Below are 24,295 nucleotides of genomic sequence, written 5' to 3'. Positions count from 1 at the left end.
TCGACGGTTATTCATCGGCGTCACCCGCGTCCAGCACGTCGTCGAACCCGTACCAGCCGGGGTCGCGGCCGGCGAGCCACGCGGCGGCGTCGAGCGCGCCCTCGGCGAACACCCCGCGGTCGCCGGCGCGGTGCGTGAGTTCCAGCGTCTCGCGGTTCCCGGCCAGCAGGACCTCGTGCTCGCCGGTCACGTCGCCCGCCCGGCGGGCGTGGACGCCTATCTCGCCGACGCTCCGCGGCGCGTCGCCCTCGCGGCCGTGGACGCGCTCGTCGAGGTCGTCGCGCACGCCCGCCACGTCGTCGAGGATCGACTTCGCGGTGCCCGAGGGGGCGTCGCGCTTCCCGTTGTGGTGCGTCTCGGTCAGCTCCACGTCGTAGCCGGGCAGCGCCGCGGCGGCCTCGCGGACCGCGCGGCGGAGCGCGGCCACGCCGCGGGCGAAGTTCGAGGCCTTGAGCACGGGCACCGCCTCGCTCGCGGCGCGGAGGTCGTCGATCTGGGCGTCGGCGAACCCCGTCGTGCCGGTGACGAGCGGGACGCCGGCGTCGGCGCAGGTCTCGGCGTACGCGATCGCGGAGTCGGGGCCGGTGAAGTCGATCAGGACGTCGGGCGCCTCGCTCGCGAGCAGGTCGTCGAGGTCGGCGGCGTCGGCGACCGGGACGCCCGCGACCGGGTCGGTCTCGGTGCGGTTGACCGCGACCGCGACGGCGACGGCCTCGCGGTCGACGGCCGCCCCGATCACCTCGCGGCCCATGCGGCCGCCCGCGCCGGTGACGGCGATACGGAGGCGGTCACCCCCGTCGCGTCCGCTCATTCCGCACCCCCGGTCGCCGCGGGGTCGACGGCGGTCGGGTCGATCGCTCCCGGCGCCTGCTCCTCGTACGCGGCCAGCAGGTCGCGGAGCGACTCGCGCCGGTCCTCGGAGAGCCGCGAGAGCGGCGAGCGGACGCGGGGGCCGCCCCGGCCCCGGATGTGCATGGCCTCCTTCACCGGGATCGGGTTCGTCTCGGCGAACAGCTCGCGGACGAGTGGCGACAGCTCGTGGTGGAGCGTCCGCGCGCGGTCGTAGTCGCCCGACAGCGCGGCGCCGACCATCGCGCAGGTCCGCTCGGGCTCGACGTTGGCGACCACGCTGATCGTCCCCGTGCCCCCGATAGAGAGGATCGGTAGCGTGAGGCCGTCGTCGCCCGACAGCACGGCGAACGCCTCGTCGCGGGTGCGCTCGATCACCTCGCTGATGAGGTTGAGGTCGCCCGAGGCGGCCTTGTACCCGCGGATGTTCGGGTGTTCGGCGAGCTCGGCGGTCACGTCGACCGGGATCGACTGGCCGGTGCGGCTCGGCACGTTGTAGACGATCTGCGGGAGGTCGACCTCGTCAGCGATGGTGCGGTAGTGGTCGAGGAACCCCCGCGGCTCGGGCTTGTTGTAGTACGGCGAGATCAGGAGGAGGCCGTCGGCGCCCGCGTCGGCCGCGCGCCGCGACAGCGACAGCGCCTCCGCGGTGTTGTTCGAGCCGGTGCCGGCGATGACGGGGATGTCGTCGAGGGCGTCGCGGACCGTCTCGATCACCGCGACGTGCTCGTCGTGGCTCATCGTCGCCGACTCGCCGGTCGAGCCGACGGGGACGACGCCGTCGACGCCCGCGCGTTCGAGGAACCGGGCGTTCGCGGCGAGCTGGTCGTGGTCGACCGCGTCGTCGTCGGTGAAGGGGGTGGTCATTGCGGGGTACACGCCCTCGAAGGGCGCGTCGGTCGGTTCGCCGTCCGTCGCGTCGTGCGTCGCGTAGGGTGTCGTGGTGGTCGTGTCTGTCATGGGTGCTGCGGTGAGTCCGGGTCGGTGAACGGGTCGATGCGCGCGAGTCGGGGGTCGTCCGGGACGGGGTCGCCACTCCCGCCGGCGGACGGCTCACGCGCGTTTTTTCGAGAAGAGCCGCGCCGCTGGCGTCGACTGCGGGCCGCGTGCGGACGCGGATCGGATCACATCGCCATATGGATCGGTCGCGCGCTTATACGTTGTGTCTCGGGTCGAAACTGCCGCGGCGGTCGCTCACGGACCCGCTCCGCGGCCGTCGCCGCGGACGGCGGGCCGCGTCGCGAGCGCGACCGCCGCGACCGCGGTCGCGAGGTTCAGCCAGAGCGTCGGCCTGTCGAACCCCGCCAGCGCCTCGACCGCCAGCCACCCCAGCAGGGCGAGGCCGACGGCGACCGCGGCCGCGGGGGCGCGCTCGCGACCGGCGTACAGCCCGTAGCAGACGGCGCCGGCGCCGACCCCGAAGACGGCGAAGAGGACGATCCCCGGAACGAGGTAGTCCGCGAACGGCGTGCGGCCGAGCGCGGCGGGCGACAGGCCGACGATCCGACCGGAGGGAGCGGCGATCAGGGCCGCGCCCCCGACGAGCGCGCGGACCGACAGCTGCGCGAGGACGGCGACCAGCGCCAGCGTCTCGGGGTGCCGACCGCGGGGGCGCACGCGGTCAGGCCCCGAGCAGGTCCGCCAGCTCGTGGAGCGTCTCGACCGTCGCGTCCGGGTCGCCGCCGAACGGCTCCCACGGCGTCCCCTTCCGATCGACCCACGCGGCCTGCATCCCGGCGTGGCGCGCGCCCAGCACGTCGAACCAGCCGGCGGTCGCGTGGACCACCTCGTCGATCGGCGTCCCCGTCCGGGCCGCGCCGTGGCGGTAGAGCTCGGCGGCGGGCTTGAACGTCTCCACCTCGTCGGCGCTGACCGCGTCCTCGATCAGGTCCCCGATGTCGGCGTGCTCGACCATCGACGCGAGCATCTCGGGGTCGCCGTTCGAGAGGACGTAGCAGTCGTACCCCGCGTCGCGGAGCCGCCCGATGGCGTCGCGCACGTCGTCGAACACCTCCAGCTCGTGGTACACCGCGAGGATCTCGTCGCGCTCGGCCTCGGACAGGTCGACGCCGTGCGCCGCCAGCGCGTACGTCAGCGCGTCGCGGTTCATCTCGTAGAACGGCTGGTAGGCGTCGACCGCGTTCGCGACGAACGTGTACGCCAGCGACCGCGACCGCCACAGCCGCGACACCGGCTCGGGGTTGGCGACGCGGTCCGCGAGCGCCGCCTCGGCGGCCTCCACGTCCACGAGCGTGCTGTACGAGTCGAACGTCACCGTCGAGACGCGGTCCGGGTCGAACGCCATGGGCGGTGGCACAGCCGGCGGCCGGATAAGCGGTCGGGACGCCGGCAGGTTCCGTCGCGGCTCGCCCGGGCCTCGGCGGTCCGGGCGGGGACCGAGGGCTCGCACATTTATCCCGGCCGGGCGACTCTGGGAGACGCATGAGCGACCCGTCCGACGACGCCCCCGACCCGACCGACGGCGACGACGTCCCCGACCCGGCCCCGGCGGACGAACCGACCGCGGGCGACGAGATGGGCGCCGACACCGACGCCGCGCGCCACGAGTACGACCCGGACGCCGAGCACGCGTTCCCCGACGAGCGCCTCAACGAGGTCCTCGCGCGGCTCGAATCCGACGAGGAGGTCGTCGCCTACCTGGAGGCGCAGAACGTCAACCCGGTCGCCCGGAAGGGGTACAACGACCACGGCGCCAAGCACGTCGAGATCGTCCGCGACCGCGCGCTCCGGCTGTACGACCTGCTCAAGTCCGGCGGCGTCGAGTTCAACGGCGCCCGCCAGCAGGGACTCGACGAGGCGGACGAGCCCGTGATCGTCGCGCTGGCGGCGACGCTTCACGACATCGGCCACGTCGTCCACCGCCACGACCACCCCTACTACTCGATCCCGCTGGCGGCGGACCTGCTCGACGACCTGCTCCCGGCGTTCTACGGCGTGGCGGACCGGGTGCGCGTGAAGGCGGAGGTGCTCCACGCGATCCTGTGTCACCACACGGAGGAGCAGCCGCTCACGCTGGAGGCCGGCGTGGTCCGGATCGCCGACGGCCTCGACATGGAACGCGGGCGCTCGCGCGTCCCTTACGAGGAGGGCGGCCGCGGGATCAACACCGTCTCCTCGCAGGCGATCGAGCGCGTCTCGCTCCGCGAGGGCGACGAGACCCCCGTTCAGGTCGTGATCCGGATGAACAACGCCGCCGGCGTCTACCAGGTCGACTCCCTCCTAAAGGCGAAGATAGAGGGCTCGCTCCTCGAAGACCGGATCCGGACCGTCGCGATCAACACCCACAGCGACGGGCGGGACGGGAACGGCTCGATCGTCGACCGCATCGAGCTCTGAGCCGGCCGGCCCGCCCGAGCCCGGCGACGCGGCTCAGGGGCCGCGGAGCGTGTCGCCGGCCCCGTTCCGGTGGGACGCCTCGTCCGCGACGCTCGTCGCCGCGACGGTCGCGGTCTGCGCGAGGCGGTCGGGCGTGAGCCCGCCGCGGAGCTGGCTCCCCTCGGCGGCGCCGCCCCCCAGCACGGGCGCCGCCTCGAACCCGTTGGAGCGCGCGCCGGTCGCCGCGATCCCCGGCTGGTTGACGACGAGGCGCCCGGGCGCGAGCCGCTCCGCGGCGCGCCGGGCGCGGCGCTGCTGGGTGGTGTGGACCGCCGCGGCGTGCGGGGACCCGATCCCCGCGGCGAGCGCGAGCGCGCCGTCGAACCCGCTCCGACCGTGGACCGCGACCGCTGGAATCCCGGGCAGCGCCGCGAGCCGGTCGTCGGCGCCGTCGGGCTCGGCGACGAGGAACGCCGCCTCGCGGGCCGCGCTCGGGAGGTCGAGTTCGGCCGCCAGCCACCGCGGCGAGTTCCCGCGGGGGTCCGTCGCCCCGGCCTCGGCGTCGGCGAGGAGCGACCGCAGCCGGTCGCGCTCGGCCGCGTCGAGGACGTATCCTCCCTCTGATTCGAGCGCGGAACACAGCGAGCCGACCGCCGGCGACACCGTGACGACCGCGGCGTCGCCCGCGGGGTGCGCGCCGAAGTCGTACGTCGCGCCGACCGCGAGCCGCGTCGCCACGGCCTCGGCCGGGACCGACCCATCCGCGACGGCGACGACGCCATCGGCGCCGGCGGCGAGGTTCGGCGTCCCGCAGCGCTGCCCCGCCGCGACGGTCGCCGCGGAGCCGGCCGCGACGACGAGGTCGGCGCGCTCGAACAGCGCGTCCGTCTCGGGCTTCGCGGCGGGCGCCGGCAGCATCGACACCGCGCCGGTCGGCGCCCCCGCGTCGGAGAGCGCGCGGCGGACGGTCTCGACGACCACGTCGCACGTCTCGACGGTCGACGGCGAGGGCGCGAAGACGACCGCGTTCCGGGCGGCGAGCGCGTACAGCGAGAGGACCGCGGGGATCACGACCGGGTGGGTCGCGGGGACCGCCGCGCCGACGACGCCGACCGGCCCGGCGACGGTCACGGTCCCCCGCGCGCCGTCGCGGTCGACCACGCCGGCGGTCGGCGCGTCCCGCAGCGTCCGCCGGGCGGCGTCGAGCGCGGTCGCTATCTTCTCGGCCTTCGTCCCCGGGTGGCCGCGGCCGGTCTCGTTTGCCGCCGACCGCGCGAGCCGGCTGACCGTCTCCCTGTCGGCCAGGCGCTCGCCGACCGACCGCACGAGCGCGTCGACGTCGTCGGGGCCCCACGCCGCCAGGTCGTCGGCGGCCGCCCGCGACGCCGCGACGGTCCGCGACGCGCGGCTCGGCAGGTCCGCGGCGCCCGTCCCGGACCCGCCGGGCGTCGAGCCGCCGTCGCCCGCCGCGGCGGAGTCGGTGTCGTCGCCGTCGTCGGGCGCGTCGGCCTCGTCCGGCGTCGGCTCGGCGGCCTCGACCGGCTGCGCCTCGTCCGGGCCGCTCGGTTCCGCCTCGTCGAGCCGGGCCGACGCCTCCGCCTCGTCGCCCCCGCTCCCACGGTCCTCGCTCATGCGAGCGACTGTGTCGGTGACGCCCTTATTCTCACCCAGTGAAACAGTGTGCCACCGCGCGCGAGAGCCGTCACCGAAGAAACAGTTATACCGGTGGGTGTGGTGCGGGGGCACGTATGACGGAGCCGTCGGAGCTCGTGGGCGCCGTCGAGCGCCGGCTCGACTTCCTCGAACGGCTCGCCGCGGAGCCGCTGCGCAAGCACGAGCTCGTCGACGCGCTCGGCCACTCCCGGTCGACGGTGAACCGGGCGATAGACGAGCTGGAGGCGGCCGGGCTCGTCGCGAGCGAGACCGACGGCTATCGGACGACGCTGTCCGGGCGCCTCCTCGCCACCGAGTACCGCGAGTTCCTGACGGCCGCCGACGACCTCGCGGCCGCGGGCGACGTGCTGGACCCGCTCGGCGCGGACGTCGACGTCGACCCCGCGGTCCTCCGCGAGGCGGAGACGTACCGGGCCGCGGCCCCGGACCCCTACCGGCCGCTGGAGGTACTCGACGGGGCGCTCGCCGACGCGGACGCGGTCGCGGCCGCGCTGCCCGCGTTCCCCTACCCGCGGGTCGCGGAGCGGCTCCGGCGCACGGCCGCGGGCGGCGGGACCGTCGACCTGGCGCTCGCGGACCGGGCGTACCGGCACGCGGCCGAGCGCTTCGCGGACGACCTCGGCGCAGTCGCGCGCCGGGAGGGGTCCCGGGTCGCCGCGGTCGACGCCGTCGACGCGGGGGTGGTCGCGGCCGACGGGACCGCGCTGCTTCTCACCTTCGACGACGGGACGCTCCACGGGGCGGCGGCGTCGACCGAGCCGGAGGCCGTCGAGTGGGCGGAACGGAAGGTGCGGAGGCTGATCGACCGCGGGCGCGACACGGGCGACGCGCTCGCGGCGATGGACGACGCCGAGTCGGGCGAGACCGAGGGCGACGCGAGCGGTGACGACCTATCCGAGGAAGGTGCGGGCGACTCGTCGACAGACGGTGACCGGTCCGAGCAGGAGGAGGAGGCCGACAGCCCGAGGCGATCCGCCGGGGCGGACGGGAGAACAGGGCGCACCGGCGGTCGGCTCTTCGGGGGAACCGGGTCCGACGACCCCGGGCGGAGCCCGCTCGCGGCGCAGGGGTTCCACGCGGTCGACGAAGACCGGCTCTCCGGCGACCCGGACCCGTATGGGCCGCTCCGTACCACCGCGTCGTTCCCGGAGGTCGACGCGGGGTACGTCCTCGACAGGACCGCGGTGCGCGACGGCGAGCGGCGGTCGATCGCCGGCCTGCTCGTCGACGGCCTCGCCGAGGGCACCGACCACGCGCTCGTCGGTCCGCCGGGCAGCGGCAAGAGCACGGTGTGCCGGAGCGTCGCGGTCGAGTGGTACCGGTCCGGACGCGGTCCGGTGACGTACCGGCCGAGCGACGGCGGCGACCCGTTCGCCGCGACGGAGCGGCTGCGCGAGCGCGTGACCACGGGGGACGGCCACCACCTCGTGGTCGTCGAGGACGCGGTCGACCCCGGGGCCGCGGAGGCGGTGAGCCTCGCCCGCGAGCTGGCCGACCGCGACGACGTGTCCTTCCTGTTCGACGCCCGCGAGGAGCCCTACGACGACCCCGACGGGCTCCCGCTGTCCCCGGCCGACCTGCGCTACCGCCGGGAGATAGTGACCGTGCGGATGCCCCGGCTCGACGCGCGCGAGGTGGAGCGGTTCGTCGCCCACGTCGCCGACTGTACCGGGTCGGCGCCGGCGGCCGACCCGGACGCGCTGCTCGACGACGTGCGGCGCGCGGACGACGAGCGCGTCGGGGAGCTGCTCGCGCTCGTCCACCGCCTCGTCCGCGCGAGCGGCGAGGGCGCGACCGGGTCGGCCGCGGGCGACCCGGGGGAGAGCGCGGGCGGCGCCTCGGGAGAACACGAGACGGGCGACGGGACGGTCGGACGCAGCGCAGACGCCGGCCCCGAGTCCGGACTGGAGGCGGCGGTCGCGGAGGCGGTCCGGGAGGTCCGGAACCGGCCGCCGCCGACGGCGGACGTCGCGGTGCTCGTGAACCTCCTCAACGTCGCCGGCGTGGGCGACGTCGGGACCCTGGCGTACGCGCTCGTCGACGGGCCGGCGGAGGGCTCGGGGGGCGACCTCGATGGGGGCAACGGCGACCCGTCGCCGACCGCCGACGGGGTGCGGCGCGCGCTCGACCGCCTCGTCGGGACCGCCCTCGTCTGCTCCGGGGACGAGGGGTACCGCGCGGTCCACGACGAGTGGTCGGTGCTGTTCCTAGAGCGGCTCGTCGAGCGGGAGCCGGCGCCGGTCGTCGCCAGGCGCGTGGGCCGGGCCGTCTCGCGGGTGCTCGCGCTCGCGGACGACCCGACGCGGCGCGCCCGCGTCCGGCGGGCCGTGGGCGGCGACGCACCGACGGTCGATCGGATCGAGCGCGATCCGGCCGCATGGGCGGCGGAGACGGTCCGGGCGGTGTACGGCGTGGGCCGTCGGTACCCCCGGCTCGCGCCCCTGTACGGGCGCGTTCGCTACGCCTGGATCGACCTCCCGGACGCGTGCCCGGACGGCCTCCGCGACCGGCCGCCGGAGTGGGTGACCCGGATGTACGTCGAGGCCGGCGACCTCGACGGCGCGGCGGCGGCGCTCGACGCGTGGCGGCCCGCCGACGAGGCGGGCGCCGCCGAGCGCCAGCGCGGGTACGGCGACGTGGCGCGGCGCCGCGGCGAGTACGACGCGGCGCGCGAGCGGTACGAGCGGGCCGAGGAGCTGTTCGCGGCCGCGGGCGACCGCGGCGGGCTCGCGGCGGCCGTCCGCGGCCGCGCCCAGGCGGCCCACTTCGACGGGGACTTCGAGGAGGCCTACGAGGCGGCCTCGCGGGCGTACGCCATCGCCGTCGAGGTCGGCGACCCCATCGCGGAGGCGAAGGCGCTGATGGACGTCGGGAACGCGCTCGACGGGCTCGACGGGACCGACGCCGTCCTCGCCCACTACCGGGTGGCTGGCGACCTGTTCCGCGCCTACGACGACACGCACGGGGCGGCGAACGTGCGCGCGAACCAGGCGGTCGCGCTGCGGCGTCGCGGCGACCTCGACGCGGCCGAGCGGACGGCGCGGCGCGCGCTCGACGGCTACCGGACGGTCGGCGACGAACACCGCGAGGCTATCTCGCTTTTGAACCTCGCGGCGGTCGCCGAGCAGCGCGGCGCCGTCGGCGAGGCGGTCGCCCGCGCGGCGGAGGCGCGGGCCATCGCCGAGCGGGTCGGCTCGGAGCTGTACGAGGCGTTCGCGCTGAGCCACCTCGGCAGCGCGGCCCACGTCGCCGGGGACCTCGACCGGGCGGAGCGGTACCTCACGGACGCGTTAGAGCGCCTCGACGCGCTCGACGCCGACACGCGCTGCGCGATGGTGACCGCCATCTTGGCGGAGGTCGCCATCGACCGCGGCGACCTCGGCGCGGCCGAGCGGCGGGTCGACCGGACCGCGTCGCTGCTCGACGACCACGCGGGGCACAAGCGGCTGGCGGAGCTAGACCGGGTCCGGGGGCGGCTGGCGCTGGCTCGGGGGGACGCCGACGCCGCGGCGGCCGCGCTGGAGTCCGCCGTCGAGTCGGCCCGCGCTGGCGGGTTCACGCAGGTCGAGGCGCAGGCGCTCGCGGCGCTGGGCGCCGCGGCGGCCGAGCGCGGGGACGGCGAGGCGGCGGCGTCCCGGCTGACCGCGGCGCTCGACCTCGGCCACCGGATCGAGGCGGTTCGGGCGGTCGTCGCGGCCGCCGACGAGCTGGCCGATCTCCTCGCCGAGGGCCGCGGCGGCTCGTCCGCGACGGACCGCGAAACGGTGGTCGATGCGCTTCGGGAGTCGCCGCCCGAGGCGGTCCCGGCCGAGTCGGCCGCCGACCCGGCGGCGTACCGGGCGCTCGCCGACCGCTGGCGCGTCGACGGCGACGGCGCCGCGACGTACCCGCCGCTCGGGTGAGCCGCGGGCGGTGTCGCAATCGCTTTGGGCGCGCGCGGAGAACCGCGGCCATGACCGACGCCGACACGCTCGCGGACCTGCGGACGGCGGCAGACTACCAGTTCGGGGCCGGCGCTGGCGACGCGTTGTTCCCGCCGGGCGACCCGCTCACCGTGCGCCGGTCGAGCGGCGGCCGCCCGCGACAGGTGATCGACGGCGACGTCGACGACACGCCCGGCAGCAGCGAGGGCGACCGCCTCGTCTCCTACGGCACCGACGGCCGGTTCACGCTCGGGCTCGCGGGCGGGAAGCGCATCCACGAGGCGTTCGCCGCGCCGCGACACCGGATGGTCGTCGGCGAGGAGAGCGAGCCGTTCGTCCGGGAGGGGCGCAACGCCTTCGCGAAGTTCGTTACCGCGGCCGACAACGGGATCCGCCCGGGTGACGAGGTGCTCGTCGTCGACGAGTCCGACGCGATTTTCGGGGTCGGGCGGGCCGAGCTCTCGGGCGCGGAGGCCGAACAACTCGGCTCGGGCGTCGCCGTGAAGACGCGCGACGGGAACCCCACGGACGACGACTGACAACCCCCTCTGCGGTGGCGCGTGCCTGCGAGCGGCCGGAGCGAAGCGGAGGCCGCGAGGCGGCACGCGCGAGGGACGCGGTGAGCGCTCGGAGAGCGCGAACCGCGAGGCTGGGGAGGTGTGAGGTGCGGTTGCGGTCGGGCGGGACTCGAAGGGGCAGCCGCGAGGCGACCAGAGGCGACGTAAGCACCGCAGGAGCGAGCAACGCGAGCGACGAGGAGCGCAGCGAGCGTCTGGTCGCCTCGCGGCTGGGGCTTCGGGGGTGTTCGTGTCGGTCGGTGGTCCGTGAACGAACTCATCGTGCGCCGAATCGACTTATAGGAATCCCGCCAGTCCGAGCGCCTCGATCAGCGGGACCCCGGCGACGACCGAGCCGATCAGGTAGCCGCCGATGGCCCCGCCGTTCAGGAGCGGGAGCCCCGCGTGGGGGCGCCCCTGAATCACCCACCGCATGAGGACGAGCAGCCCCGCGAGGGTGCCGACCATCGCCAGCGCCGCGGGGAGGTTGACCCCGAGGAGCGGGACCGCGAGGTCCGCCGCCGGCGAGAACGTCGCCGCGCTCGCGATCAGCACCGTCGGGATGACGGCGTCGCCGAGGCCGATGAAGAACGCGTCGCGGTCGCCGGGGGCGTCGGCGGGGTCGGCGGCCACGTCCTCGGTGTCATTCGCGTCCGCGTCGGCGTCGCCGGCGTCCGCCGTCTCGCCGTCCTCCGCGTCCGATTCCGACTCCCCGGCGACTCCTGACGCCTCCTCGCTGGCCGACTCGCCGTCGAGCAGCGAGTACGACAGCGACAGCGGGATCACCAGCACGACGGGGATGTTCAGGTCCATCACGCCCTCCGCGAGCGACAGCATGTGTTCGGTGCCGTACACGGAGACGGCGTCGTAGACGGCGAGGACGGCGAGCAGGATCAGCGCGGGCAGGAGGCCGAAGGAGATGCCGAACAGCCCGGCGGCGCCCGCGCCCATCAACACCCCGGCGGTGTCGATGACGTACCACTCGGGGTGGACGAGCAGGCCGACCGCGACCGCGACCGCCGGGACGGCGGCCGCGAGCGGCGGGACGAGCGCGGAGAACACGTACCACGAGAGCCACGCCGACACGCCGACGATCAACAGTCGGATCGCCCCGTCGAAGTCGTACCGGAACGCCGCCAGCATCAGTCCGGTCATCACGACGATGGCCGCGACGTACACCACGCTGTTCACGGGGTTGTCCGGGTTCTCGACCGCCTGATACCCGCTCTCGGCGAACTCGGGGACGAGCGCCAGCGCGCCCACCTGGACGACTACGAACAGCCCGACGACGAAGGCGACGCCGCGGTACTCGCGGGGGAACATTCGACCGCCGGTTCGTCGGCCGAGGGTTTCGTCCTTGCGCTTCGGCCGCGCGCGGCGGCGACGGCGGTCGCTGTTCGAGGAGCGAAGCGCGAACAGAAACGGGTTCGGGCTCGGTGTGGGAGCGGGTGGACCCGAACCCAAGCCGACGGACGACGGACGGTGGAAGCGAGTGGCCGACCGGCCCGCCCGGAACGGGATGGGGCCGGTCGGATTCGTCCGCGGCGTTTGCTTCCTTCCCCGAGCGACGTAAGAACCTACCGTCCGAGTTATCAGGAAAGATACTCGGAGTGTGAAGGGGACGGAATCGGACGAAACGAGGGGGACGAAACCGGACGGAACGAGAGCGACACTGGTCGTCGAGGGAACGAGCGAAAGGGGTGGGAGAGGTGGGAGGCGGGCGAAAGGCGAAGCGGCGGCGAGAGGCGGCGGGCGGCGGCCGGACAGCGGACCCCCAGGCTGTCGTCGGCGTCGCCGCCCGGGTGGTCGGGACGGGCGCGCGGATCGATTAACGCCGAATTCCAACGAGAAAAGCGTCGGTCTTCGGCAAAAGGCGCTATGTCCCTCAGGCGTATAAAGGTGTGAGATCCGGAACGGCGCGATCCGGCGAGGCGGAATCGGAGCACGTGGGGCCCGGCGGCGCGAGATCGGGACACGCGGGATTCGGCGCCCCCCGCGAGGCACGCGCGGGCCGGCTCACCGGCGGTCGCGCAGCGCCGGGAACTCCTCGCGGACCGCCGCGACCCGGTCGGGGTCCACCGTCGCGGTCACGACGCCCGGCTCGTCGCCGACCGACGCGAGCGTCGTTCCCCAGGGGTCGTACACCGCGCTCCGGCCGCAGAGCGCGTCGTCGCCGAACCGGCCGCTCCCGTTGACCGCGGCGACGTACGCGAGGTTCTCGATGGCCCGCGCGCGACCGAGCGTCCGCCAGTGTTCGATCCGCGGGTAGGGCCACGCGCTCGGCACCAGCACGCACTCGACGCCCCGATCGACCATCCCGCGGAACTGCTCCGGGAAGCGGAGGTCGTAGCAGGTCGTCACCCCGACCGTGACGCCCCCGAGGTCGACCACGGGCGTCCGCTCGCCGGGGACCATCCGGTCCGTCTCCTCGGAGCCGTACCCGAAGAGGTGTCGCTTCCGGTAGACGAGGCGCCGTTCGCCGTCGGCGTCGAACAGCACCGCGGCGTTGGCGAGCCCGGAGTCGGCCGGCACGTCGAGGCCGTCCGCGGCCGACGCGGACAGGTCCTCGACGACCGTCCCGGCCAGCACCGCCACGTCGTGGTCGTCGGCCGCGGCCGCGAACCGGGCGAGCCGGTCGCCGGCGAGGCTCTCCGCGGCCCGCCCGTACGCGTCGAACGCGAAGTAGCCCACGTCGAACAGCTCGGGGAGCACGACGAGGTCCGCGCCGTCGGCCGCCGCCTCTCGCACCCGGTCGAGCGCCCGCTCGACGTTGGCCTCGACCGCGCCGCCCTCGACCGCCAGTTGGACGCCGGCGAGCCTCATGCCGGCGAGGCGAGCGAGGCGCGGAGCGCGTCCTCCAAGTTGTCCAGCTCGGCGTCGAAGTTCCGCTTGAAGAAGGACTCGACGCCCGGGAGCTTCCCGTCGACGACGAACTCGTTGGCGAGCCGGCAGCCGCCGTCGGTCTCGGTGATCTCGTGTTCGCCGGTGACGCGGAACGCCCGCGACTTCCCGACGAACTTCACTCGGTTCGGGGGGTCCCGCGCGATGTCCTTCGTCTCGACGTCGATCGTCGAGCGGATCATCGGGATCGGGAGCGCGACGTGCCACGTCGCGCTGCCGTCGTCGTGAACCTCGAAGGAGTCGACCACGCTGATGGCGCCCGCGCGCTGCTCCGCGTCCGAGATGAACGCCCACACGTCGGCCGGGGGCGCGTCGAACTCGAACGTCCGGGAGACTCGAACGGTCATACGTACCCGTTTGGGACTACGGGGGTTAAAAATGCGCGTCGACGGTGTCGGGTGCGGGGAACGCGGTCGCCGCGCCGCCCGACGACCTCAGCCCTCCGGGGTCACGCGCCAGGTGGTCGACTTCGCGCGGCCCCACTTCTCGATGTCCACGTCGTCCGACTTCTCGGCGAGCCGCGGGAGCCGGGAGCCCACCTGCTTCGCGGTGAGGCCGATCGCGTCGGCGATCGTCTTCGAGCGAACGTACCGCTCACCACGGGTGACGCTGTCCGTGAGGTACGCGAGGATCCGCTGTTCCTCCTCGGTGTACTCGCTCATTATCAGACCTACGCGTCTGACATCCTTAACGGTTTCTCGTCTTTCGCGGTCGGCCGACCGGTCCGGGGCGCGGACCGGTCAGTCGAACAGCTGGACCGCGCCGACGGCGAGCGTCGCGAAGAGGAACGCGCCCGCGAACCCCCACGCTTTCCCGAGCTGACCCGGGTACGCTGCCATCACAACGGCGCCGACGACCGCGATGGCGCCGAGCGCGAGCGCGACGCCGACCTCCTTGTCCGACTCGATGGAACCCTCGCTCATACGAGTCGCTTCGCGGGGGGCCACTTAGTTCATGCGAACCGCGCGACGCGCGTCGGGGAGACGAGAGGAAAGACTGCGGGCCGGGACGCCGCGATCAGATGATCTCGACGTGGTCCGACGCCTCGTTGAGCGCGAGGTTCGCCGCGATCTCTGCGTTTCGCATGGCGTACTCCGCGGTGTGCTGGAGGCTGACGAGCACTTCCCGGGTCATGAGCAGCGTCTCGTTGTCCAGGTCGTTCGGGAGCTCGTCGAGGATCTCCTGTTCGCGGTCCTCCAACCGGGAGAACAGGTCGCGGCACTCGACGGTGAGGTCGTAGTCGCGCTCGACGACCGCCCGGACCGCGAGCGCCGTCAGCTCGTCCACCTGGTCGGTGAACTCGCGGATCTGCCGCATCGTCGCGCTGTCGACGTCGAGGGTGTGGCCGTCCGCCTCCATCACGATCTCGGCGATGTCCTCGGCGTTGTCGGCGGTGAGTTCGAGGTTCTTCGCCACGGAGCGGTAGCCGATCAGCGGGAAGCCCTCTTCGAGGCCGACCGCGCGCGCGAGGTTGGGGTTCTGGTAGGCGGTGAAGATGAGCCGGAGCAGGAGGACGAAGATCTTGTTCGCCTGCCGCTCGCGGTTGAGCGCGCGCTGCGCGAGGTCGGGGTTGCCGTGGGCGAGCGCCTTCACGCCCTCGCCGCGCATCGTCGAGCCCGTGTTCTCCAGCCGTTCGAGCAGGTTGTCGAGGGTGAAGTCCTCGGGGTCGACCGAACAGCGGATCGAGATGTCCTCCGGGGTCTCCTCGATGACGCCGAGCCCCATCAGCTGGGTCTCGGCCTTGTACACCGCGTTGATGTGCTCGCTGTCGAGCGCCCCTTCGCTGCGGACGTGGATGACGCGCCGCCCCAGCACGTACTGCGCGACGATTGCGCGTTCGAGCGAGCGCGCGTCGAGCCCGTCGGCGTTGATCACCGCCTCCGACTCCTCGGTGCTCACCGACTCGGGAAGCACCGTGAGCGTCCCTTTCCCGCCCATCCGCAGCGACACCTCGTCGCCCTTGTTCACGCCGTGTTCCTGCGCCCACTCGGCCGGGAGGGTCATCGCCAGCGTCGACGGCCCCAACCGCTGGACCTTCCGGGTTTCCATGCCCGACCGTACCGCCGGATAGACCTTAACCTTGTTCCCATGTTCATTATACGCCACACCGAATATACAAGGGATACCCTGCGCGCCGCGGTAGGGTCGGACGCCGCCGACGCGACGACGAGACGGATCGAGGCCGGGATCGGATTCACGACGAGCGGACGGGGCAGCGACCGATCCGCGCGCTTATGTCGGTCAGGGTGAGAGAACGGGTATGACCGAGCGGGTACTCGTCGTCGACGACTCCTCCTTCCAGCGGACCGTCGTTCGAGACGCGCTGGCGGAGCGGTTCGAGGTGGTCGACGAGGCGGAAAACGGCGCAGAGGCGGTCGAACTCTTCGAGGCGTACGAGCCGGACGCGGTGTCGATGGACGTCGTGATGCCGGAGATGACCGGGATCGAGGCCACGGCGGCCATTAAGGACCGCTGGCCCGACGCGGTGATCGTGATGTGCACGAGCGTCGACCAGCAGGAGAAGATGATGGAGGCGGTGAAGGCGGGCGCCGACGGCTACGTGACCAAGCCCGTCGACGCCGAGGAGCTGGTCGGCGAGTTTGAGAGCCACCTCGGGTAGCGGCGCCCGGGAGCCGACGCGGGAGCAGGCGAGACCGAACGGGGGATCGGGCGGCGATCAAACGGGCGCGATCAGGCGCGATCAGGCGGGATCGAACGAGCGGAGGATCGACGCGAGCGCGCTCGCCAGCTCCTCGAACCGGTCCATCTCCATCGAGTCGGTCGTCACCCACACGCCGTGGTCGTTGGCGATGACGCGCGTGAGGTAGCCGTTCTCGAACACGCGGACCGTGAACTGGTAGTCGCCGAGCTGGGTGTTGGCGTACATCGACTGGGCGTGGAACCCCTGGCGCTCGTTCTCGGCGAAGCCGACCAGGTCGGCGGTCCGGCTCAGGTCGCTGCGGAGGTACAGCTGGTCAACGTCCGCTTCCGTGAAGTAGGTGAGACTCCGCAGCTCGTCTCCCGTCGCGGTGCGGGCGGCGCTGAGCAGTTCCTCTGCGCGTTGGTCCGGTGGGTGGGGCATACACTCACGATCAATGTTCACATACATGAGCGTGTGGGTGGCCGCAGCCCCGGCCGGCGACCGGGAGGGACAGAGTTTACCGACTCCCCCGTGATCGCTCGTCTGATGAGCGACCACGACGACGTCTGCGTCCTACTGCCGACGATGAACGAGGCCGAGACGGTCGCACGCGTCGTCGCGGACTTCCGGGACGCCGGCTTCGAGAACCTCCTCGTGATCGACGGCGGCTCGACCGACGAGACGCGGTCGATCGCCCGCGAGGCCGGCGCGCGCGTCGTGGAGCAGTCGGGGCGCGGCAAGGGGCAGGCGGTCAGGGAGGCGGTCAGGGACCACGTCCGGGCGCCGTACGTCCTGATGGCGGACGCGGACGCCACCTACGACGCGAGCGACGCGGCGGCGATGATCGACCCCCTGCTCGACGGCGAGGCCGACCACGTCATCGGGAACCGGTTCGCGGACATGCGCCCGGGGGCGATGACCCGGCTCAACCGGATCGGAAACCGCCTGATCAACCTCGCGTTCCGGGCGATCCACCGCGAGAGCTACCGCGACATCCTCTCCGGGTACCGCGCGTTCACCCGCGAGTCGTTCCTGCGGCTCCACCTCACCGCCGACGGGTTCGGCATCGAGACGGAGATGGCCGTCGAGTGCGTGAAGAACCGCGTCTCGGTCGCCGTGGTCCCGATCACGTACCGGGAGCGGCCCGGCGGCTCCGCGACGAATCTCCACCCGGTCCGGGACGGCGGCGTGATCTTCCTGGAGCTGTACCGGAAGGCGAAGACGAACAACCCGCTGTTCTACTTCGGGAGCGCCGGCGCGGCCGCGACCGCCGCGGGGCTGGCGATGGGCGCGTTCGTCCTCTACCGGTACCTCGCGTTCGGGATCAGCCACGAGATCGTCGCCGTCGGCGCGGTCGGCGCGACGATCCTCGGGATCCAGCTGCTGGTGTTCGGCGTCCTCGCCGACATGATTCACTCCCTCCACCGCGAGCAGATCGCGCGGTACGAGCGGGCGGCCGGGAGCGGATCGACGGGGAGGTCGTCGGCCGACGGCGGCGACCGGGCGATCGGAACGGAGGAGGTCGCCAACTCGGATCAAACGAACGGGGGGAAAGATACCGAGCCCGACGACGTCGCCGGTCGAGACGGTCGCGGCGACTGACGAGGGCGGACGAGGCGAGGTGGGAATCGCCGAGACCGGTCTGTCTCTCCCAGAAACCGGGCTCGGTAGGCGTTGCTTACCTGCGCATGACAGGAAACCGGACAGACGAATTAAATGTCACTACATCGCTTGGATCAAACCCCCGATACACGAGGGATTATCCGGCTGTAGACCGAATTCCACATCAAATCTGGCGATAATCGAAACGAATGTAAGGTGATCGTTCCGGACAACTGTCCCGAAGTCTGAAGTTTTTTATACACACGCTCGTACCAAATGGTATGCCACGGCGAAGCATTGAAGATCGTGAGGATCCCCGGCATCTCGACCGGCGACAATGGCTCTCCGCACTCGGCCTCGCTGGCGCAGTAACGCTCGCCGGCTGTTCCGGAAACGGCGGCGGCGGCGGAAACAACTCCGACAGCGGCTCCGGTTCGGACGAACTCAGTCAGGAAGAAATATACGCGACGGCCGCAGCGTCCTCCTTCTCAACGCTTAACCCGATATACAACGACGAGAACGGCGCCGGGAACGCGATCGCCCGCGCCCTCGACTTGGGGTACACGTTCGACGAGGAGAACGAGTACGTTCCGCTCCTCTATGACATGTCCACCGAGGACGGCGAGGTGTGGACGTTCGAGGTTCGCGAGGGACTCGAATTCAGCGATCCGTACGGTGAGGTGACCGCGAGCGACTTCGTCTACCTCATTCAGGAGGTCCATCAGAGTACCTGGGCTAGTTCGGTCGCGTCAGCGAGTTGGGACGGAGTCACAGTCGAAGAGACTGGCGAGTACGAGTTCCAGGCCACGCTGAATACGCCACAGCTCCTCTGGCCCGAGAGCTATGACCCACAGCTGTACCCGATTCCTCAGGGCCTCCTCGAACCGTACGTCGAAGAGGAGGACGCAGAAGGGCTTCGACAGGACGAGGAACTGCTTGAACTTCAGTTCTCGGGGAACCTCGGTCCGTACGTCCTCGACGAGTGGCAGCGGGACGGCGGAACCCGGTACAGCCGAAATGACGACTACTACCTTCAAGACGCGGACGACCTCCCAGACGTCTTCAACGAGGCCCCGTACTTCGAGGAGGCCGAAATTCGCGTGATCGGCGAGCAGGCCTCGCGACTCGGTGCGCTGGAAACCGGAGAAGTCGACACGGCGGCGATCCCGCCGAACCAGGTCGAGTCGTATCAGAACAACGACGAAATATACGTCAACCAGATCCCGCAGCCGTACAACGAGAAGATATCGGTCAACATGCGGGACAACGGCTGGACGACCGGGCCGGGGAACATGTTCCGGCACGTGCCGTTCCGGCAGGCGATGGCCGCCGCGATCGACAAGCAGGGGCTGATCGAGGGCGTGTTCCGCGACTTCGCGGAGACGCACTTCACCTGGCAGCCGCGGTTCAGTAACTTCTATCCGCCCGAGAGCGACATCCCCCAGTTCGGCGTCGGTGATAGCTACGGGAGCGAAGTGGCCCGCGGGCTGGCCGAGGACGCGTTCGAGCAGTCCGAGTACGACTACCGGTTCGACGGGGAGACGATGGTCGATCCCGACGGGAACCAGGTCCAGCTCAGCCTCTACCACAGCGCCGGACAGAACACCGAGCAGCTGATGGCCGACTTCATCGCGCAGGAGCTCGGTGAGAACCTCGGCATGAGCGTGAACGTTGAGGCGATCGACGGGACCAGATTCAACAACGAGTACTGGACGCAGACCGACTTCCCCACTCCGGAGACGAACGATGACGGCGAGGTCGTCAGCGTGCCGGAAGAGCTCGTCGACACGGTGAACGGCGAGGAAGTAGAGTGGACCCAACCCACCTCTACCAACCCCGGCCCACGTAACATCACGTCGAACGAGTCGTGGGACATGGAAGTCGTGTTCGGCCTGAACACGTACCCGCGGAATCCGCTCGCCAACAGCGTCTTCTTTGAGGGTGCAAACCCGCTGTACAACCCTGTCGGTTACTACCCTGGATTCGACGCGGAACAGCTGTTCGAGAACGCGCGGCAGGCAACGTCCGAGGAGGAACTAGCGAACGCGCTCGTTGAGCTGTTCGCCAACCTCGCAGAGGAGCAGCCGTACATCATGCTCGCGTTCCCCGACAGCACGGTCGGATACCGTGAGGGACTCGAAGGTCCCATCGAGAACTTCTCCAACGGCTGGAACCTCCCGGCGTGGAGATACGAGGGATAGGGCGGCTCATCTTCACCACACGTTTTTCACGATATCAACATGGGATTTGGAAGGTACGTTACCGCTCGTGTCCTCTGGGCAGGAGTCGTATCGCTCATCATCACTACGATCACGTTTCTGCTCTTGTCGGCCGCGCCGAACCCGGACGTACAGCGGGCCGCAACGCAGGCGGCTCTCCAGGGAGGCGACCCGGCGGAAGCCGTAGAGCGGGCCAGAGAGCTCCGAGGGCTCGACGAACCGCTATACGTGAGGTACTTCGACTTCATTCAGGGCGTGTACACCCTCGACTGGGGATGGTCGAGCAGTCGGAGTCAGCCGGTCATCGAGGCGGTCGGGAACGCGCTGTACTACACCGCTCAGTACTCGATTCCGTGGACGATCCTGACGGTCATCCTCGGGCCCCTCGTGGGCGTGTACTCCGCCGCGAACATGTACAGTTGGCGGGACCACGCGGCGACCGGGTTCGCGTTCTTCGGCTACGCCATCCCGAACTTCTTCTTCGGCATCATCCTGCTACTGATCTTCGGTGTGTGGCTAGAGGTGATTCCGATTGTGTACAACACGGACGTTGCGGTCTTCAGCGTCGAAAACGCGATTCAACTGGCGATTCCGGTGTTCGTGCTGGTGACCGGTTCGATCGGCGCGGTCATGCGCGTCTCTCGGAACGAGTCGGCCGAGTTCCAGAACGCGGACTTCATGAAGACGGCGAAGGCCAAGGGGATGTCGCCGCTTCGCGCGTACGCGTACCACGTCATGCGGCCGACGCTCGTCCCCCTTTCGACGACGCTCGTCGGACAGCTCCTCGCGCTGTTCCTCGGGTCGTCGCTGCTCGTCGAGGTCGTGTTCGGAATACCCGGACTCGGCCGGCTCACCTTCGAAGCACTGCTCTCACAGGACACGAACCTTGTGCTGGGGACGACGCTGTTCTTCACGTTCGTCGCCGTCGTGGGGAACCTTATCGAGGACCTCGTGTTTACCGTGCTTGACCCGCGTATCAGCTACGATGACAGGTAACTCAACAGAAAACAATGGCAACTGAAGGCTCGGAACGGTTCGATCAGGTCGACTGGAGCAACCTCTCACGGTCCGGGCGGTTCGACCTGTCGGTCAATTCGATCGGGATGCTGGTTACGACCTTCCCGCTCGTGTTGCTCGCCGTGTACGACTGGCAGTTCATCGGTCAGCGGACACCGACTTTCGGGTTCATCGGGCTCGACCGGACGCTGGAGACAGTCGACTTCTTCTTCATTTTCACGCTGTTCTTGGCGTTCTGGTACCTCGTCTTGCCGCTGTACCAGAACCCGCGGATGACGCGGTACTACTGGAAGGAGTTCAAGCGTAACCGGCCGGCGGTCGTGAGCATGATCTGGCTCGGGATCGTGTTCGTGGGCGGGATCATCGGGCCGCTCGTGATGAGCGCACCGCAACAAGAGTTGCTCGTCGCCTACCAGCCACCAGTGTTCACCTCTGTTGTCCAGTCGACGCCGGCGACCTGCGTCGGCGAAGTGATGAACGGGCGTTGTTACGGGACCTGGCAGTACCCGCTTGGGACGACGAACGCGGGTCGAGACGTGTTCACGATGATCGTCTACGGGATGACGATCAGCATGCAGATCGCGTTCATCACGACGACCATCGTGGCGACGATCGGTATCACGTTCGGGACGCTGAGCGCGTACTCCGGCGGGTGGGTCGATGAGATCATGATGCGCTTCGTCGACATCATCCTCTCGTTCCCGACGTTCCTGATGTTCCTGCTTATCCTGTACATCTACGGCGGCGGTTTGGGCATGTTCATCGTCGTGTTCTCTCTGTTCGCGTGGGGGGGAACCGCCAGATACGTCCGCAGCAAATCGCTGTCAATCTCCGAGGAGGAGTTCATTAAGGCGAGCCGGATCAGCGGCGCGAGCACGTATCAGGTGATCCGCGGCCACGTGGTGCCGAACGTGGCGAGCAGCATTATCACCCAGCTCACGCTTCTCATCCCCGGCTTCCTGCTGTTCGAGGCGCAGTTGGCGTTCCTCGGCGTCGGCGACTCGACGGTGCCCTCGTGGGGACAGCTCATCTCGGCTGGACGGAGTGACCTTTCGTACGCTCCGTGGATCGTGTTGGCACCCGGTATCGTACTGTTCTTGACAATTCTCGCGTTCAACTTCCTCGGCGACGCGCTGTTGGACGCGCTGAACCCCGAAGCGGAGGCGGAGAACGAATAATGTCCGACGATCAGCCACTACTTGAGGTCGAAGACCTCACGACGACGTTCAGCACCGACGACGGAACGCTCACCGCGGTGGACGGGGTCGACTTCAGCGTCGACACCGGCGAGACGGTATGTATCGTCGGCGAATCTGGATCCGGAAAAACGGTCGCGACGGAGTCGATCACCAGGATCATCAACACCCCACCGGGAGAAATCGAAGGGTCCGTCCGATACAAGGGCCGCGACCTGCTGTCGATGCCCGGGTCTGAACTCCGACAGATCCGGGGCAACGACATCGCGCACATCTTCCAGAACCCGCAGGAGGCGATGAACCACTGTTACACCGTCGGGTGGCAGATCACTGAGGCGCTCCAGATCCACCAGGACGTCTCCGACGAGGAGGCGCGTACGAAGGCGGTCGACCTCATGGACCGCGTGGGGATAGCGAACGCGAGTTCGCGGTTCGACGACTATCCCCACGAGTTCTCCGGCGGACAGAAACAGCGGATAATGATCGCGATGGCCCTGGTCGGCGACCCCGACCTGCTCATCGCGGACGAGCCGACGACTGCGCTCGACGTTACGGTCCAAGCGCAGATCCTGGAACTACTCGACGACCTACAGGACGAGTTCGAGATGGGAATCCTGTTCGTCACGCACGACCTCGGTGTCGTCGCACAGATCGCCGACCGGATCGTGGTGATGTACGCCGGGAAGGTCATGGAACGCGGCAGTGTGCTCGACATCTTCGACAACCCCACACACCCCTACACTCAGCAGTTGCTGGAGTGCCTGCCGGAGTTCGGCGGCACAGGCGGCGGAATACCGGGGACGCTCCCGGACCCGCACAATCCACCGGACGGCTGTCGGTTCGCGCCGCGCTGTGAATATGCCGAAGAGGCGTGCCGAACCGGTGAGCAGCCGGAGGAAGTCGAGGTCGAACCCGGCCAGTGGGTCTCCTGCGTCCACTACGGTCCGGGCGGCGATCCCTCGGTGATCAGCGGAGAGGAGTTCGGAATCGCCGGCGCGGCCGACGGCGACAGCGAGGTGGGTCCCGCCGATGACTGAGCCGCTACTTTCGGTCCGCGACCTGAAGAAGCACTACCCGATCCGGAAGGGACTGTTCAACCGGCAGGTCGGCGCCGCGCGCGCCGTCGACGGGATCAGTTTCGACATCGAGGAAGGCGAAACGCTGGGGCTCGTCGGCGAGTCAGGCTGCGGGAAGTCAACCGCAGCCAGTTCGGTCATCCGTCTTGAGGAACCGACGGCTGGCGAAGTCATCTTCAACGGCAACGGACGCGGCAGCGCGAGCCGGAACCCAGATGGGACTCACCCGAACGACGTGACGGAGTTCGACGACGACGAATTGAAGACATTCCGTCGGGGCGCGCAAATGATCTTTCAGGACCCGTCGTCGAGTTTCGACCCGCGGATGTCCGTCGGCAACGGGGTCGGTGAACTCCTGAAGGTCCACGGCATGAGCGACCGCCACCGGCGCCGCGCGATCGTCGAGGACCTGCTCGAACGCGTCGGGCTCTCGGCGAACGACTTCGACCGGTACCCGCACGAGTTCTCCGGCGGGCAGAAACAGCGGATCGCGCTCGCCCGGGCGCTCGTGTTGAACCCGGACCTCATCATCGCCGACGAGCCGGTGAGCGCGCTCGACGTCTCCATCCAGGCGGAGATCCTCTCGCTGATCAACGATCTTCAAGACGAGTTCGGGCTGTCGCTGCTGTTCATCAGCCACGACATGTCCGTCATCCGCCAGATCTGCGACCGCGTCGCCGTGATGTACCTCGGCGAGATCGTCGAGATCGGCCCGGTCGAGGAGATCTTCACCAACCCGCAACATCCCTACACCGAGGCGCTGCTGTCCTCGATCCCGACGCCGGACCCACGCGCGAGCGTCGGCGGCATCGAGCTGAAGGGCACCGTCCCCAGCCCGACGAACCCGCCAAGCGGGTGTCGGTTCCACACGCGGTGTCACAAGGTGATCCAGCCCGACGGCGTCGACATCGACCAAGAGGACTGGCGGGGGCTATTGAACCTGCGCGACAAGGTCGCAACCGGCGAGATAGACATCGAACAGGTCCGTGAGAATGTTGCTGCTAGCGGGACCGAGCCGACCGACTCGGAAGTCCGAGCAGAGATCCGACGCGAGTTCGACATCAGCGAGACGGTCGATGACCCCGATCTGGAGGAGACACTCTCGGAGGCGATGAACCTGCTATTAGGGGACAACGCCGAGATGGCCGACGAATTGCTCTCAAACGAGATCACGACGCCGTGCGCCGAGACCGTGCCCGAACAGACGGTTCACGGACCCGACCACGAGTCCGCCTGCCTCCTCCACGGGGAGCGGACGCCCGCGGAGCCGAACCCCGCGGACGACTGATCCGGGCGCGACCCGG

Annotated in this window: 22 protein-coding genes; 10 read left to right on the top strand and 12 right to left on the bottom strand. The window is 70.4% G+C overall.

Annotation, left to right across the window (positions count from 1 at the left end; translation table 11 throughout):
• Nucleotides 1-7: 7 nt before the first annotated feature.
• From dapB to DVK05_RS02545, 4 genes are all read right to left on the bottom strand, one after another.
• A complete protein-coding gene (dapB, locus tag DVK05_RS02560; protein WP_121561857.1) occupies nucleotides 8-811 on the bottom strand; it encodes a 4-hydroxy-tetrahydrodipicolinate reductase in 804 nt (267 codons plus the stop codon).
• Complete coding sequence (gene dapA / locus DVK05_RS02555) at nucleotides 808-1,809, bottom strand: 4-hydroxy-tetrahydrodipicolinate synthase (protein ID WP_121561856.1); 1,002 nt, start codon at nucleotides 1,807-1,809, stop codon at nucleotides 808-810. Before dapA ends, dapB begins: the two co-directional genes overlap by 4 nt.
• Nucleotides 1,810-2,043: 234 nt before the next feature.
• The gene (locus DVK05_RS02550; RefSeq protein WP_121561855.1) at nucleotides 2,044-2,466 is read right to left on the bottom strand and encodes a hypothetical protein; all 423 of its coding nucleotides are present in this window, start codon (nucleotides 2,464-2,466) and stop codon (nucleotides 2,044-2,046) included.
• A 4-nt stretch (nucleotides 2,467-2,470) separates the two neighbouring features.
• Nucleotides 2,471-3,154 (bottom strand): haloacid dehalogenase type II, encoded by a 684-nt coding sequence (locus DVK05_RS02545; protein WP_121561854.1) that lies wholly within the window; start codon nucleotides 3,152-3,154, stop codon nucleotides 2,471-2,473.
• A 137-nt stretch (nucleotides 3,155-3,291) separates the two neighbouring features.
• Here DVK05_RS02545 and DVK05_RS02540 point away from each other — a divergent pair, with 137 nt between their 5' ends.
• Entirely contained in the window at nucleotides 3,292-4,206 is a 915-nt protein-coding gene (locus DVK05_RS02540; protein WP_121561853.1) for an HD domain-containing protein, read from the top strand.
• 33 nt (nucleotides 4,207-4,239) lie between these two features.
• Here DVK05_RS02540 and DVK05_RS02535 read toward each other — a convergent pair whose 3' ends face one another.
• Nucleotides 4,240-5,817, bottom strand: coding sequence for an aldehyde dehydrogenase family protein (locus DVK05_RS02535; RefSeq protein WP_121561852.1), 1,578 nt, complete (start codon nucleotides 5,815-5,817; stop codon nucleotides 4,240-4,242).
• 116 nt (nucleotides 5,818-5,933) lie between these two features.
• On the opposite strand from DVK05_RS02535, the gene DVK05_RS02530 reads away from it, so the two are divergent.
• Both DVK05_RS02530 and DVK05_RS02525 read left to right on the top strand, forming a co-directional pair.
• Nucleotides 5,934-9,761, top strand: coding sequence for a MarR family transcriptional regulator (locus DVK05_RS02530; protein WP_121561851.1), 3,828 nt, complete (start codon nucleotides 5,934-5,936; stop codon nucleotides 9,759-9,761).
• 50 nt (nucleotides 9,762-9,811) lie between these two features.
• A complete protein-coding gene (locus DVK05_RS02525; protein ID WP_121561850.1) occupies nucleotides 9,812-10,321 on the top strand; it encodes a PUA domain-containing protein in 510 nt (169 codons plus the stop codon).
• A gap of 315 nt (nucleotides 10,322-10,636) precedes the next feature.
• On the opposite strand, the gene DVK05_RS02520 is transcribed toward DVK05_RS02525, so the two are convergent.
• From DVK05_RS02520 to DVK05_RS02495, 6 genes are all read right to left on the bottom strand, one after another.
• A complete protein-coding gene (locus DVK05_RS02520; RefSeq protein ID WP_121561849.1) occupies nucleotides 10,637-11,662 on the bottom strand; it encodes a presenilin family intramembrane aspartyl protease PSH in 1,026 nt (341 codons plus the stop codon).
• A 693-nt stretch (nucleotides 11,663-12,355) separates the two neighbouring features.
• Nucleotides 12,356-13,162, bottom strand: a complete 807-nt coding sequence (locus DVK05_RS02515; RefSeq protein ID WP_121561848.1) for a nitrilase-related carbon-nitrogen hydrolase — start codon at nucleotides 13,160-13,162, stop codon at nucleotides 12,356-12,358.
• Entirely contained in the window at nucleotides 13,159-13,587 is a 429-nt protein-coding gene (locus DVK05_RS02510; protein ID WP_053771589.1) for a CoxG family protein, read from the bottom strand. The genes DVK05_RS02515 and DVK05_RS02510 overlap by 4 nt, the downstream gene beginning before the upstream one ends.
• A gap of 87 nt (nucleotides 13,588-13,674) precedes the next feature.
• Nucleotides 13,675-13,902 (bottom strand): hypothetical protein, encoded by a 228-nt coding sequence (locus tag DVK05_RS02505; protein WP_008440311.1) that lies wholly within the window; start codon nucleotides 13,900-13,902, stop codon nucleotides 13,675-13,677.
• 78 nt (nucleotides 13,903-13,980) lie between these two features.
• Nucleotides 13,981-14,163 carry a hypothetical protein gene (locus DVK05_RS02500; RefSeq protein WP_053771591.1) on the bottom strand — a complete coding sequence of 61 codons (183 nt, stop codon included), beginning with the start codon at nucleotides 14,161-14,163 and terminating at the stop codon, nucleotides 13,981-13,983.
• 94 nt (nucleotides 14,164-14,257) lie between these two features.
• Nucleotides 14,258-15,289: a phosphate uptake regulator PhoU gene (locus tag DVK05_RS02495; protein WP_053771592.1), complete on the bottom strand. Its 1,032-nt coding sequence runs from the start codon at nucleotides 15,287-15,289 to the stop codon at nucleotides 14,258-14,260.
• 211 nt (nucleotides 15,290-15,500) lie between these two features.
• Here DVK05_RS02495 and DVK05_RS02490 point away from each other — a divergent pair, with 211 nt between their 5' ends.
• Nucleotides 15,501-15,860, top strand: a complete 360-nt coding sequence (locus tag DVK05_RS02490) for a response regulator (protein ID WP_053771593.1) — start codon at nucleotides 15,501-15,503, stop codon at nucleotides 15,858-15,860.
• Nucleotides 15,861-15,941: 81 nt separating this feature from the next.
• Here DVK05_RS02490 and DVK05_RS02485 read toward each other — a convergent pair whose 3' ends face one another.
• Complete coding sequence (locus DVK05_RS02485; RefSeq protein WP_121561847.1) at nucleotides 15,942-16,322, bottom strand: hypothetical protein; 381 nt, start codon at nucleotides 16,320-16,322, stop codon at nucleotides 15,942-15,944.
• 105 nt (nucleotides 16,323-16,427) lie between these two features.
• On the opposite strand from DVK05_RS02485, the gene aglJ reads away from it, so the two are divergent.
• The 6 genes from aglJ to DVK05_RS02455 all read left to right on the top strand — a co-directional run bounded on the left by aglJ (nucleotide 16,428) and on the right by DVK05_RS02455 (nucleotide 24,279).
• Complete coding sequence (gene aglJ, locus DVK05_RS02480) at nucleotides 16,428-17,483, top strand: S-layer glycoprotein N-glycosyltransferase AglJ (protein WP_121561846.1); 1,056 nt, start codon at nucleotides 16,428-16,430, stop codon at nucleotides 17,481-17,483.
• Between the two features lie 281 nt (nucleotides 17,484-17,764).
• Nucleotides 17,765-19,684 (top strand): ABC transporter substrate-binding protein, encoded by a 1,920-nt coding sequence (locus tag DVK05_RS02475; protein WP_121561845.1) that lies wholly within the window; start codon nucleotides 17,765-17,767, stop codon nucleotides 19,682-19,684.
• A 39-nt stretch (nucleotides 19,685-19,723) separates the two neighbouring features.
• Complete coding sequence (locus tag DVK05_RS02470) at nucleotides 19,724-20,698, top strand: ABC transporter permease (RefSeq protein ID WP_121561844.1); 975 nt, start codon at nucleotides 19,724-19,726, stop codon at nucleotides 20,696-20,698.
• Between the two features lie 14 nt (nucleotides 20,699-20,712).
• Nucleotides 20,713-21,897, top strand: coding sequence for an ABC transporter permease (locus tag DVK05_RS02465; RefSeq protein WP_053771598.1), 1,185 nt, complete (start codon nucleotides 20,713-20,715; stop codon nucleotides 21,895-21,897).
• Complete coding sequence (locus DVK05_RS02460; protein ID WP_121561843.1) at nucleotides 21,897-22,952, top strand: ABC transporter ATP-binding protein; 1,056 nt, start codon at nucleotides 21,897-21,899, stop codon at nucleotides 22,950-22,952. Before DVK05_RS02465 ends, DVK05_RS02460 begins: the two co-directional genes overlap by 1 nt.
• Complete coding sequence (locus DVK05_RS02455; protein ID WP_121561842.1) at nucleotides 22,945-24,279, top strand: ABC transporter ATP-binding protein; 1,335 nt, start codon at nucleotides 22,945-22,947, stop codon at nucleotides 24,277-24,279. Before DVK05_RS02460 ends, DVK05_RS02455 begins: the two co-directional genes overlap by 8 nt.
• Nucleotides 24,280-24,295: the final 16 nt, after the last annotated feature.

This window comes from Halorubrum sp. Atlit-8R (assembly GCF_003666025.1).
Taxonomy (GTDB): Archaea; Halobacteriota; Halobacteria; order Halobacteriales; family Haloferacaceae; genus Halorubrum; species Halorubrum salinarum.
The sequence above is the reverse complement of the archived record's forward strand: the minus strand, read 5'-3'. Positions and strand labels throughout refer to the sequence as shown.

Coding starts and splice junctions, on each gene's coding strand:
- DVK05_RS02460 (WP_121561843.1), top strand. CDS start 21,897: ATGTCCGACGATCAGCCACTACTTGAGGTCGAAGACCTCACGACGACG.
- DVK05_RS02495 (WP_053771592.1), bottom strand. CDS start 15,289: ATGGAAACCCGGAAGGTCCAGCGGTTGGGGCCGTCGACGCTGGCGATG.
- aglJ (WP_121561846.1), top strand. CDS start 16,428: ATGAGCGACCACGACGACGTCTGCGTCCTACTGCCGACGATGAACGAG.
- DVK05_RS02505 (WP_008440311.1), bottom strand. CDS start 13,902: ATGAGCGAGTACACCGAGGAGGAACAGCGGATCCTCGCGTACCTCACG.
- DVK05_RS02510 (WP_053771589.1), bottom strand. CDS start 13,587: ATGACCGTTCGAGTCTCCCGGACGTTCGAGTTCGACGCGCCCCCGGCC.
- DVK05_RS02535 (WP_121561852.1), bottom strand. CDS start 5,817: ATGAGCGAGGACCGTGGGAGCGGGGGCGACGAGGCGGAGGCGTCGGCC.
- DVK05_RS02455 (WP_121561842.1), top strand. CDS start 22,945: ATGACTGAGCCGCTACTTTCGGTCCGCGACCTGAAGAAGCACTACCCG.
- DVK05_RS02530 (WP_121561851.1), top strand. CDS start 5,934: ATGACGGAGCCGTCGGAGCTCGTGGGCGCCGTCGAGCGCCGGCTCGAC.
- DVK05_RS02525 (WP_121561850.1), top strand. CDS start 9,812: ATGACCGACGCCGACACGCTCGCGGACCTGCGGACGGCGGCAGACTAC.
- DVK05_RS02520 (WP_121561849.1), bottom strand. CDS start 11,662: ATGTTCCCCCGCGAGTACCGCGGCGTCGCCTTCGTCGTCGGGCTGTTC.
- DVK05_RS02490 (WP_053771593.1), top strand. CDS start 15,501: ATGACCGAGCGGGTACTCGTCGTCGACGACTCCTCCTTCCAGCGGACC.
- DVK05_RS02465 (WP_053771598.1), top strand. CDS start 20,713: ATGGCAACTGAAGGCTCGGAACGGTTCGATCAGGTCGACTGGAGCAAC.
- DVK05_RS02515 (WP_121561848.1), bottom strand. CDS start 13,162: ATGAGGCTCGCCGGCGTCCAACTGGCGGTCGAGGGCGGCGCGGTCGAG.
- dapB (WP_121561857.1), bottom strand. CDS start 811: ATGAGCGGACGCGACGGGGGTGACCGCCTCCGTATCGCCGTCACCGGC.
- dapA (WP_121561856.1), bottom strand. CDS start 1,809: ATGACAGACACGACCACCACGACACCCTACGCGACGCACGACGCGACG.
- DVK05_RS02485 (WP_121561847.1), bottom strand. CDS start 16,322: ATGCCCCACCCACCGGACCAACGCGCAGAGGAACTGCTCAGCGCCGCC.
- DVK05_RS02500 (WP_053771591.1), bottom strand. CDS start 14,163: ATGAGCGAGGGTTCCATCGAGTCGGACAAGGAGGTCGGCGTCGCGCTC.
- DVK05_RS02545 (WP_121561854.1), bottom strand. CDS start 3,154: ATGGCGTTCGACCCGGACCGCGTCTCGACGGTGACGTTCGACTCGTAC.
- DVK05_RS02475 (WP_121561845.1), top strand. CDS start 17,765: ATGCCACGGCGAAGCATTGAAGATCGTGAGGATCCCCGGCATCTCGAC.
- DVK05_RS02540 (WP_121561853.1), top strand. CDS start 3,292: ATGAGCGACCCGTCCGACGACGCCCCCGACCCGACCGACGGCGACGAC.
- DVK05_RS02470 (WP_121561844.1), top strand. CDS start 19,724: ATGGGATTTGGAAGGTACGTTACCGCTCGTGTCCTCTGGGCAGGAGTC.